This window comes from Rhizobium sp. USDA 3886, assembly GCF_056279785.1.
The window spans coordinates 564,859-576,418 of sequence record NZ_JBWCDC010000001.1 but is presented as its reverse complement, the minus strand read 5'-3'; the positions used below and the strand labels follow the sequence as shown (position 1 = coordinate 576,418).

Here is an 11,560-nt window from a genome sequence, read left to right as displayed (position 1 = left end):
CAAAAAGTCCCGTCATCATTTCATCGACAGCGCAACGTCGTGCGCGGCGTTTACAGCGGCCGTATAGTTGTTCACCAGCAGGTCCACGGAGGCGGCGGTCGCATCGAAGACCGGGGCTGGGTAGACGCCGAAGAAGATCGTCAGCGCCACCAGCGGATAGAGGATCATCTGCTCGCGCGGCGAAAGATCGAGAAGCGCCTTCAGCTTTTCCTTCTCCAGCGCGCCGAAGATCACGCGGCGATAGAGCCAGAGAGCGTAGGCCGCCGATAGGATCACGCCGGTTGCAGCGAAGAGCGCTACCCAGGTATTGACCCGGAAGACGCCGACCAGCGTCAGGAATTCGCCGATGAAGCCCGAGGTGCCCGGAAGGCCGACATTCGCCATGGTGAAGACCATGAGGGCCACGGCATATTTCGGCATATTGTTGACCAGCCCGCCATAGGCCACGATCTCGCGGGTGTGGGTGCGGTCATAGATGACGCCGACGCAGAGGAAGAGCGCGCCGGAGACGATGCCGTGCGACAGCATCTGGAAGATAGAGCCTTGCACGCCCTGCATGTTCGCCGCGAAGACGCCCATGGTGACGTAGCCCATGTGGGCAACCGAGGAATAGGCGATCAGCTTCTTGATATCGTCCTGCATCATCGCGACGAGCGAGGTATAGATGATGGCAATGACCGACAGGGCGAATACCAGCGGCGCAAAGAAATCGGACGCGACCGGGAACATGCCGAGCGAGAAACGGATGAGGCCGTAGCCGCCGAGCTTCAGCAGCACGCCTGCCAGGATGACGGAACCAGCCGTCGGCGCCTGGACGTGCGCATCCGGCAGCCAGGTGTGAACCGGCCACATCGGCATCTTGACGGCAAAGGAAGCGAAGAAGGCAAGCCACAGCCAGGTCTGCATGGCCGGCGGGAACTTGTAGGCGAGCAGCGCGGAAATATCCGTCGTGCCGGCCTGCCAGTACATTGCCATGATCGCGAGCAGCATCAGCACGGAGCCGAGCAGCGTATAGAGGAAGAACTTGTAGCTCGCGTAAACGCGGTCCTTGCCACCCCAGACGCCGATGATGAGGAACATCGGAATGAGGCCGGCTTCGAAGAAGACGTAGAAGAGCACGATATCGAGCGATACGAAGACGCCGACCATCATCACTTCAAGGATGAGGAAGGCGATCATGTATTCCTTCAGGCGCTTCTCGATGGAGAGCCAGCTCGCGAGAATGCAGAAGGGCATGAGGACCGTCGTTAGGATGACGAACAGCATCGAGATGCCGTCGACGCCTACGTGATAGCCGATGCCGGTGCCAAGCCAACCGTGCTTCTCGATCATCTGGAAGCCCGGATTCGCGTTGTCGAAGCCGATCCAGATGAACAGCGAAACGATGAACGTGACGATGGTCGTGACCAACGAGATGTTGAGCACGTTGCGCCGGCCGCTCGGGCCGTTTTCGTTCATCAGCAGCAGTAGCACCACGCCGACGAGCGGCAGGAAGGTGACCGTTGAAAGAATAGGCCAATCGGTCATCAGAAGGAACTCCCGAGCATCATCCAGGTAACGAGTGCGGCAATGCCGATCAGCATCGCGAAGGCATAGTGATAGAGGTAACCGGTCTGCAGGCGGACGACGCGATTGGTGACGTCGACGACGCGGGCGGCAACGCCGTTCGGGCCGTAAGCGTCGATGACGCCGATATCACCCTTCTTCCACAGGAAGCGGCCGAGCGCCTTGGCGGAACGGACGAAGAGGAAGTCATAGAGCTCGTCGAAGTACCACTTGTTGAGCAGGAATTGATAGAGCACGCGGTGCTGCTGCGCCAGAACACGGGGCGTCGAGGGCGACTGGATATACAAGTACCAGGCCGTGACGAAGCCGAGGAGCATCGCGATGAAGGGGCTCAGCGCCACCCAGGCCGGAACATGGTGGAATTCTTCCAGCAATTCATTCTCGGCACCGGTGAAGAGCGCGCCCTTCCAGAACTCCGCATAGTGGTGGCCGTAGAAGTAGCCTTCGAACACGACACCCGAGAGAACCGCGCCGATCGCCAGAAGGTAGAGCGGCACGAGCATGACCTGCGGTGATTCGTGGACGTGGTGCATCACCTCGTGGGAAGCACGCGGGGTGCCGAAGAAAGTGAGGAACGCCAGGCGCCAGGAATAGAAGCTCGTGAACAGAGCCGCGATCACCAGCAGCGTGAAGGCAAAGCCTGCGACCGGCGAATGCGAGGCGTAGGTCGCTTCAATGATCACGTCCTTCGAGAAGAAGCCCGCGAAGCCGACCGGGGTAAACGGAATGCCAACGCCGGTGAGCGCCAGCGTGCCGATCGTCATCATCCAGAAGGTGCCCGGGATGTGGGTGCGAAGGCCGCCCATGTAGCGCATGTCCTGCTCGCCATCGACGGCATGGATTACCGAGCCGGCGCCGAGGAAGAGCAACGCCTTGAAGAAGGCGTGCGTGAAGAGGTGGAAGATCGCCGCGCCATAGGCCCCTACTCCCAGGGCCACGAACATGTAGCCGAGCTGCGAGCAGGTCGAATAGGCGATGACGCGCTTGATGTCGTTCTGCACGAGACCGACGGTCGCCGCGAAGAAGGCGGTGATCGCACCGATGAAGGTGACGAAGACCAGCGCATCGGGCGACAGTTCGAAGAGCGGTGACATGCGGGCGACGAGGAAGACGCCGGCGGTGACCATGGTTGCGGCATGGATGAGCGCCGAAACCGGGGTCGGGCCTTCCATGGCGTCCGGCAGCCAGGTGTGCAGCAGGAACTGCGCCGACTTGCCCATCGCGCCCATGAAGAGCAGCAGGCAAATGCCGGTCAGCGCATGCGCCTTGTCGAGCTGCATGCCGAAGAGGTTGAGGACGACGTCGCCCGCCGCTTCGGCGCCTTCTTGCGGCGCGAAGCTCGAGGCATTGGCGAAGATCGTGTCGAGGTTGATCGAACCGAAGAGAACGAAAATACCGGCAATACCGAGCACGAAGCCGAAGTCGCCGACGCGGTTGACGACGAAGGCCTTGATGGCGGCCGCGTTTGCCGACGGCTTCTTGTACCAGAAACCGATGAGCAGATACGAGGCCAGACCCACGCCCTCCCAGCCGAAGAACATCTGGGCGAGGTTATCGGAGGTCACCAGCATCAGCATGGCGAAGGTGAAAAGCGAGAGATAGGCGAAGAAGCGCGGGCGATGCGGATCATGATGCATGTATCCGATCGAGTAGACGTGCACCAGCGTCGAGACCGTATTGACGACGATCAGCATGACGGAGGTGAGCGTGTCGATGCGCAGCGACCAGGAAGCATCGATGCCACCGGACTGGATCCAGCGCAGAACCTCGACCTTGATCGGTCCGCCTTCGAGATGGCCCATGCCGACGGTGACGAAGACGTACCAGGACAGGACGGCAGCGACGATCATCAGACCGCAGGTGACGTATTCCGATGCCTTGGCGCCGATCGCACGACCGAAGAGGCCGGCTATGATCGCGCCGATCAAGGGAAGAAAGACGATAGCCTTATAGAGGAACATGAGCCGCTCAGCCCTTCATCATATTGACGTCTTCGACCGCGATCGAGCCGCGGTTGCGGTAGAAGACAACAAGAATTGCAAGACCGATCGCCGCTTCAGCCGCAGCAACCGTCAGAATGAACAATGCGAAAACCTGGCCGACGATATCGTTCAGGAACGACGAGAAAGCGACCATGTTGATGTTGACCGAAAGCAGGATAAGTTCGACCGACATCAGTATGATGATGACGTTCTTCCGATTGAGGAAGATGCCGAAAATGCCGATCGTGAAGAGGATGGCACTGACCGTCAGGTAGTGGGAAAGACCGATGACCATGTTCTTTGTTCCTTATCCCTGCCTTTAGAGGCCCTGCCCCGGCTTGACCGTGACCACCTCGACGGCGGTCGCAGGCGTGCGGGCAACCTGCCTCGGAATATTCTGCCGCTTGATGTTGGTGCGGTGCCTCAGCGTCAGCACGATCGCACCGATCATGGCGACGAGAAGGATCAGGCCGGCGATTTGGAAGAAGTAGATGTAATTCGTATAGAGCACGTCGCCGAGAGCGGCGGTATTGGTGCGCTCGGTGATGGCCGGGATCGGCATCGCGACAGTCTTTGCCACTTCGGGAGAGATCACGCTGCCGCCAACGACGACGATGAGTTCGGCCGCAAGAACCAGACCGATCAGGCCGCCGATCGGGGCGTATTCCAGAACGCCCGCGCGTAGCTCCGTGAAGTCGATGTCGAGCATCATGACCACGAAGAGGAAGAGGACCGCGACCGCGCCGACATAGACGACGAGCAGGATCATCGCCAGGAACTCGGCGCCGAGCAGCAGGAAGAGGCCCGCGGCATTGAAGAAGGTCACGATGAGGAACAGAACCGAATGAACCGGATTCTTCGCCGAGATGACCATGAACGCCGACGCTACCGCGACAAAGGCGAAAAGATAGAAAAATAGAGCCTGCAGACCCATGTTGGTGCCTTTTTCATCTTCCCCCGGGCAGCCGGGAGGTTCCCTGCCCGATGAAGCTTCGCAAGACGTCAAGCCAGCAAAGCTCCGGTGCATGTTGACCGCGGGAGGCGAGTGCCCGCCGCGCGGCATTTCCAATTCCAATCAGCGGTACGGCGCGTCGATCGCCATGTTGCGGGCGATTTCGCGTTCCCACCGGTCGCCATTGTCCAGAAGCCGCTGCTTGTCAAAATAAAGCTCTTCGCGGGTTTCCGTGGCGAATTCGAAATTCGGGCCTTCGACGATCGCATCGACCGGGCATGCCTCCTGGCAGAAGCCGCAATAGATGCACTTCACCATATCGATGTCGTAGCGCACCGTGCGGCGGGTGCCGTCGTTGCGGCGGGGACCTGCTTCAATGGTGATCGCCTGAGCGGGACAGATCGCTTCGCAGAGCTTGCAGGCGATGCAGCGCTCTTCGCCGTTCGGATAACGGCGCAGCGCATGTTCACCGCGGAAGCGCGGGCTGACCGGACCCTTTTCGAAAGGATAATTGATCGTCGCCTTCTGGCGGAAGAAATAACGCATCGACAAGACGAATGCGCCGACGAATTCCTTGAGGAACAGCGAGCTGACGGCGTTGGACAAGCTTGCCATCTTCAACCTCCAAATTTGCTGGAAACGAGAGCGGACGTCATCATGCCCATCCCATCAGTTTCAGCACGAATGCAACGATGACGACCATAGCGAGCGATAGCGGAAGGAAGACCTTCCAGCCGAGGCGCATCAGCTGGTCGTAGCGGTAGCGCGGCACGAAGGCTTTGACCATCGCGAACATGAAGAACACCAGGCAGGCCTTCAGCGTGAACCAGATGATGCCCGGTACCCAATTCAGGAACCAAACGTCAACCGGGGGCAGCCAGCCGCCGAGGAAGAGGATCGTCGTCAGCGCGCACATCAGGCAGACGGCCGCATATTCGCCGAGCATGAACATCATGTACGGCGAGGAGCCGTATTCGACCATGAAGCCGGCCACCAGTTCCGATTCCGCTTCCGGAAGATCGAAGGGCGGACGGTTGGTTTCGGCAAGTGCGGAAACAAAGAAGATGATGAACACCGGGAACAGCGCCAGCCAATGCCAGTCGAGGAAGGAGGCCGGCAGGCCGAGCATCGTTCCAAGGCCGTCATGCTGCGCATTGACGATGTCGGTCAGGTTCAGCGAGCCGACGCAAAGGAGGACGGTGACGATGACAAAGCCGATCGAGACTTCGTAGGAAACCATCTGCGCAGCAGAACGGAGCGCACCGAGGAACGGATACTTCGAGTTCGAAGCCCAGCCGCCCATGATGATACCGTAGACCTCAAGCGAGGCGATCGCGAAGATATAGAGGATGCCGACATTGATGTCGGCAATCACCCAGCCATCCGCGAGCGGCACGACCGCCCAAGTGGACAGTGCCAGAAGCACGGCGACGAGCGGCGCAAGTAGGAAGACGACCTTGTTTGCGCCCGCCGGAATGACCGGCTCCTTGAAGACGAACTTCAGAAGGTCGGCGAAGGATTGGAACAGGCCGAAAGGGCCGACGACGTTCGGGCCGCGGCGAAGCTGCACCGCCGCCCAAATCTTGCGGTCGGCAAGGAGCACGTAGGCGATGAAGACCAGAAGGCAGACCAGCAGGAGAAGCGACTGGCCGACCATGATGATCCCCGGCCAGACATATGTGGAAAAGAAAGAGTCCATCGTCCCTGCCCTTACTCTGCCGCGACTTTGAAGTTGTTGCGGGCCAATGCCGAGCATTCGGCCATGACAGCCGAGGCGCGTGCGATCGGGTTCGTCAAATAGAAGTCTTTGACCGGTGACGCAAACCCGGATTTGTTCATCTTCCCGGCTTTTTTGGCCAGTGCGGCAATTTTGGCGCTGTCGCTTTCCGCAATCTCATCGATGCCGGCGAAATGCGGGAACGCGGCGTAGAGTTTCGAGCGCAGTTCGGCAAGCGAATCAAAGGGAAGCTTCTTGCCGAGGACGTCGGAAAGCGCACGCAGGATCGCCCAGTCTTCGCGGGCATCGCCCGGTGCGAAACCGGCGCGGCTGCCCATCTGGACGCGGCCTTCGGTATTGACCCAGATGCCCGACTTTTCGGTATAGGCGGCAGCCGGCAGGATGACATCGGCATGGTGCGCACCGTTGTCGCCGTGCGAGCCGATATAGACCGTGAGCTTGGCCTTCTTGGCGGAGAAGTCGAGTTCGTCGGCGCCGAGCAGGAAGAGCACGTCCATCGAGCCCAGCATCTCGGCCGCGTTGACGCCCTTGGTGCCTGGCACGAAACCGAGGTCGAGGCCACCGACACGCGATGCGGCCGTATGCAGGACGGCAATACCGTTCCAGCCTTCGACGACCGCGCCTACATTGACGGCGAGCTTTGCGGCACTTGCCAGAACGCCTGCGCCATCCGTGCGCGAAAGCGCGCCCTGGCCGATGATGATCAGCGGCTTCTTGGCATCGGTCAGGACCTTGGCGAAGGCATGGTTGCCATCCACCAGATCCTTCAGCGTATCCGGACCGGCGCCGAGATATTCGTAGTCATAACGCAGGTCGGCGCCTTCGCCGATCACGCCGATCGGGAAGCCGCCGCGGCGCCAGCGCTTGCGGATGCGGGCGTTGAGCACGGCTGCCTCGAAGCGCGGATTGGCGCCGATGATGAGCAGCGCGTCGGCCTGTTCGATGCCTTCGATCGTCGGGTTGAAAAGGTAGCTTGCGCGGCCGAGCGACGGATCAAGTGCCGTCCCATCCTGGCGACAGTCGAGGTTCCCGGAACCCAGCGACTTCATCAGCTCGGAGAGCGCATACATTTCCTCGACCGAAGCGAGGTCACCGGCAATCGCGCCGATCTTTTGGCCGGTCGTCTTGGAAACTGCGGTCTTGATGGCGCCGAAGGCTTCCGTCCAGGTCGCAGGCTGCAGACGGCCGCCCTTGCGGACATAGGGCCGGTCCAGGCGCTGCGTCTTCAGGCCGTCCCAGATGAAGCGGCTCTTGTCGGAGATCCACTCCTCGTTGATCGCCTCGTTGACACGCGGCAGGATGCGCATGACTTCGCGGCCGCGGGTATCGACGCGGATGGCGGAGCCGAGCGCGTCCATGACGTCGATCGATTCCGTCTTGTTCAATTCCCACGGACGGGCCGTGAAGGCGAAGGGCTTCGAGGTCAGCGCGCCGACCGGGCACAGGTCGACGACGTTGCCCTGCAGCTCGGAGGTCATCGCCTGCTCGAGATAGGTGGTAATTTCGGCGTCTTCGCCGCGGCCGATCAGGCCAAGCTCCGAGATGCCGGCGACTTCCGTCGTGAAGCGGACGCAGCGCGTGCAGTGGATGCAGCGGTTCATGACCGTCTTGACGAGCGGGCCGATATACTTGTCCTCGACGGCGCGCTTGTCTTCCTGGTAGCGCGAGGTGTCGATGCCGAAGGCCATCGCCTGGTCCTGCAGGTCGCATTCGCCACCTTGGTCGCAGATCGGGCAATCGAGCGGATGGTTGATCAGAAGGAATTCCATCACGCCTTCGCGGGCCTTCTTGACCATCGGCGTGTTGGTGAAGACCTCAGGCAGTTCACCGTTCGGGCCACCGCGGATATCGCGCACGCCCATGGCGCAGGAAGCCTGCGGCTTCGGCGGGCCACCCTTCACTTCGACAAGGCACATGCGGCAATTGCCGGCGACCGACAGCCGCTCGTGGAAGCAGAAGCGCGGAACTTCAGCGCCGGCTTCCTCACACGCCTGAATGAGCGTGTAGTGATCCGGGACTTCGATCTCGTTGCCGTCAATCTTCAGTTTTGCCATCGTCACTCAGTCCTGTTTCCTGTTCGCCGGATGGCGGCAAACAAACCTATCCTGCAACATTGCCGCTGCCATGCGGGGATTTTGTCCCCGCAAGCACCGGTGTCGCCCAAATTGTCTTTCCGGCTTGCAGCTCAAAGGCGCTTGCCCGTTTGCCGCTTCGCCATCTCCTTCCGCCTGCTTGGGTCAGCCGGAAAAAATCACGTCCGCTTCCGGCCCTTCGCAGAAAGCGCCTTCGCCTGACCGGTCCAATCGTCGCGTGCGATGCGGCCGTTGAAACCAAGTTCGGCGTCGAGGTTTGCGATTTGCACATCCGTCCAGGACGCGATTTCGGCGAAGGTGCGGATGCCCTTTGCGTTCAGCACCTGCTCGAGCTTCGGGCCGATCCCTGCAATCAGCTTCAGATCGTCAGCCTTTTTCGACCGCGCCGCCGGATTCTTCGGTGCCGTAGGCTTTGATCCGGTTCCGGTTGCGCCGACAATCGAAAGCTTGGCCTTCTTCGCGGCTGCCGGACGGATATTCTCCGGCTTGATGCGCACTTCCGGCTTCGACTCTTCCGGCGCCGTGTCGTCGAGCGCCTCCGCCAGCTTGTGGGTTGCCTCAAACGCACCCTGCAAAGCGCCGAAGAACGCGCTTGCTATCTGCGTCGAGAAACCAAAACCGATCGCGGTTGCCGCAGCCATCGCGGCTACGGGAGGCCCCATCAACGGATGCACCGGCAAAGCCCGTTCCAGCATCCCGGCAGCAAGACGGCCGAAGTCAGCTGCGAATTCGGCTGCTCCGTCCTTCCTTGTTGTGCTGTCGGATGCCTTCGTCATCTCTTATTCCGCAGCCTCCAGAACCGCACCGTGATCCATCGCGCTCGCCGTGTACTGGTCGATGCGCGCTTCGATCTCCGGGCGAAAGTTACGGATCAGACCCTGCACCGGCCATGCGGCGGCATCGCCGAGCGCACAGATGGTGTGGCCTTCGATCTGCTTGGTGACCTGGAAGAGCATGTCGATTTCGCGCTTGTGGGCATTACCTTTGGCCATGCGCTCCATCACGCGCCACATCCAGCCGGTGCCTTCGCGGCATGGCGTGCACTGGCCGCAGCTCTCATGCTTGAAGAAAGCCGAGATGCGGGCGATCGCCTTGATGACGTCCGTCGACTTGTCCATGACGATCGCGGCGGCCGTGCCGAAGGACGAGCCGACAGCGCGCAGGCCGTCGAAATCCATCGGGCAGTCGATGATGTCCTTGGCGGGCACGATCGGGCACGAGGCGCCACCCGGAATGACAGCAAGCAGGTTGTCCCAGCCGCCGCGGATGCCGCCGGCGTGACGATCGACGAGTTCGCGGAAAGTGATGCCCATCTCTTCTTCGACGGTGCATGGCTTGTTGACGTGACCGGAGAGCATGAAAAGTTTGGTGCCGACATTGTTCGGACGGCCGATCGAGGAAAACCAGCCGGCGCCGCGGCGAAGAATCGTCGGAGCAACGGCGATCGACTCGACGTTGTTGACCGTCGTTGGACAGCCGTAGAGACCCATGTTGGCCGGGAATGGCGGCTTCAGACGCGGCTGGCCCTTCTTGCCTTCCAGGCTTTCGAGCAGCGCGGTTTCTTCACCGCAGATGTAAGCGCCGGCGCCGTGATGAACAAAAATGTCCATATCCCAGCCGAGCTTGTTGTTTTTACCCAACAAACCGTAATCGTAGCATTCGTCGATGGCGGCCTGCAGCGCCTCGCGCTCGCGGATATATTCGCCGCGGACGTAGATGTAAGCGGCATTTGCACCCATGGCGAAGCTCGCGATCACGCAGCCTTCGATCAGCGTATGCGGATCGTGGCGCATGATGTCGCGATCCTTGCAGGTACCGGGCTCCGATTCGTCGGCATTGACGACGAGGTAATGTGGGCGGCCGTCGCTTTCCTTCGGCATGAAGGACCACTTGAGACCGGTCGGGAAGCCGGCGCCGCCGCGTCCGCGAAGGCCGGACGCCTTCATCTCGTTGACGATCCAGTCACGGCCCTTTTCGAGGATCTGCTTGGTGCCGTCCCAGTGGCCGCGGCTCATCGCACCTTTCAGGGACTTGTCCTTGAGGCCGTAGATGTTGGTAAAGATGCGGTCTTTATCTTGTAACATACTTCACACCTCTTACCGCGGCTTCTTGCCGAAGACCTTGATATATTCCGCTTCGCCGCCCTTGGCGAGCGCCTTGGCCTGCTTGACCCAGTCGTCGCGCTCGACACGGCCCTTGAAATTCAAGTATCCATCGACCCATTCGCGTTCGGCCTTCTTCCAGCCCGCGACCTGCGCGTAGGTGAAGATGCCGAGTTCGTTCAAAATGCCTTCGATCTTCGGACCGACGCCGGAGATTAGCTTGAGGTCGTCCGGAGCCGCCGGCTTTGCAACGCCGGCCGGGCGGTTCTTGTCAGTCAGCGCCGGCTTGCTAGCGGCCGCAGCGGCGGCTGCCTTTGCAGGCTTTTCAGCCGGTGCAGGCAGCGGCGCGGCCTCGACGGCCTTGGCATTCTTGGCAGCAGCCCTCGGCGCCGTATGCGGCGTCTTCAGCGACGGGTTGGTTTCAGCGTCCCCGCTCTTCGGGCGGCCGGCCTCGGAGGGCGGAAGGCTGACGGCATCCTGCACAGCCTTCTTCGCGGAAGCCTTCGGCTTCGGATCCGGCGCCAGAAGCGTCGTCGGGCCGCCTTCGGGCGAGGAAAAATGACGGTCGATCTGCGGGCCGGGCTTGATGCTCGCGCCGTTGCCGTCATTGAAGGTGTCGATGATCTCTTCCAGACGCTCCGGCGTCAGGTCTTCATAGGTATCCTTGCCGATCATCACCATCGGTGCGTTGACGCACGCCCCGAGACATTCGACCTCTTCCCAGGAGAGCGTGCCTTCGGCATTGCGCTCGAACGGGTGATCGTGGATCTTGCTCTTGCAGACCTTCATCAGGCCCTCGGCGCCGCGCAGCATGCAGGGCGTCGTACCGCAGACCTGCACATGGGCGCGCGTGCCGACCGGAGCAAGCTGGAACTGCGTGTAGAAGGTCGCGACCTCGAGCACGCGGATATAGGCCATGTCCAGCATGTCGGCGATCCTCTCGATCGCCGCGCGGGTGACCCAGCCGTCCTGCTCCTGCGCCCGCATCAGCAGCGGGATGACCGCCGACTGCTGACGGCCCGCGGGATATTTCTTGATCGTCTTGTCCGCCCAAACCGCATTTTCGTCATTGAAGGCGAATGCGGCGGGCTGGAATTGATCTTCGGCTAGTCGACGAACGGACATTC

General features: G+C 61.1%; 10 protein-coding genes. All 10 read right to left on the bottom strand.

The window, feature by feature from the left end:
- Positions 1-15: 15 nt before the first annotated feature.
- Entirely contained in the window at positions 16-1,527 is a 1,512-nt protein-coding gene (locus tag ACZ9BX_RS02920; protein WP_132561604.1) for an NADH-quinone oxidoreductase subunit M, read from the bottom strand.
- A complete protein-coding gene (gene nuoL, locus ACZ9BX_RS02915) occupies positions 1,527-3,527 on the bottom strand; it encodes an NADH-quinone oxidoreductase subunit L (protein WP_476215613.1) in 2,001 nt (666 codons plus the stop codon). The genes ACZ9BX_RS02920 and nuoL overlap by 1 nt, the downstream gene beginning before the upstream one ends.
- Before the next feature lie 7 nt (positions 3,528-3,534).
- Positions 3,535-3,843: an NADH-quinone oxidoreductase subunit NuoK gene (gene nuoK / locus ACZ9BX_RS02910; RefSeq protein WP_027508541.1), complete on the bottom strand. Its 309-nt coding sequence runs from the start codon at positions 3,841-3,843 to the stop codon at positions 3,535-3,537.
- 24 nt (positions 3,844-3,867) lie between these two features.
- Positions 3,868-4,482 (bottom strand): NADH-quinone oxidoreductase subunit J, encoded by a 615-nt coding sequence (locus ACZ9BX_RS02905; RefSeq protein ID WP_027508540.1) that lies wholly within the window; start codon positions 4,480-4,482, stop codon positions 3,868-3,870.
- 141 nt (positions 4,483-4,623) lie between these two features.
- Entirely contained in the window at positions 4,624-5,115 is a 492-nt protein-coding gene (gene nuoI, locus ACZ9BX_RS02900) for an NADH-quinone oxidoreductase subunit NuoI (protein ID WP_086994024.1), read from the bottom strand.
- Positions 5,116-5,155: 40 nt separating this feature from the next.
- On the bottom strand, positions 5,156-6,199 hold the full coding sequence (nuoH, locus tag ACZ9BX_RS02895) for an NADH-quinone oxidoreductase subunit NuoH (RefSeq protein ID WP_027508538.1): 1,044 nt from the start codon (positions 6,197-6,199) through the stop codon (positions 5,156-5,158).
- Between the two features lie 11 nt (positions 6,200-6,210).
- Positions 6,211-8,292 (bottom strand): NADH-quinone oxidoreductase subunit NuoG, encoded by a 2,082-nt coding sequence (gene nuoG, locus ACZ9BX_RS02890; protein ID WP_476215609.1) that lies wholly within the window; start codon positions 8,290-8,292, stop codon positions 6,211-6,213.
- A gap of 197 nt (positions 8,293-8,489) precedes the next feature.
- On the bottom strand, positions 8,490-9,107 hold the full coding sequence (locus tag ACZ9BX_RS02885; RefSeq protein ID WP_476215607.1) for a 5' DNA nuclease: 618 nt from the start codon (positions 9,105-9,107) through the stop codon (positions 8,490-8,492).
- Positions 9,108-9,110: 3 nt separating this feature from the next.
- Positions 9,111-10,415 carry an NADH-quinone oxidoreductase subunit NuoF gene (gene nuoF, locus ACZ9BX_RS02880; protein ID WP_027508535.1) on the bottom strand — a complete coding sequence of 435 codons (1,305 nt, stop codon included), beginning with the start codon at positions 10,413-10,415 and terminating at the stop codon, positions 9,111-9,113.
- A gap of 12 nt (positions 10,416-10,427) precedes the next feature.
- The gene (locus ACZ9BX_RS02875; RefSeq protein ID WP_476215604.1) at positions 10,428-11,558 is read right to left on the bottom strand and encodes an NADH-quinone oxidoreductase subunit E; all 1,131 of its coding nucleotides are present in this window, start codon (positions 11,556-11,558) and stop codon (positions 10,428-10,430) included.
- Positions 11,559-11,560: the final 2 nt, after the last annotated feature.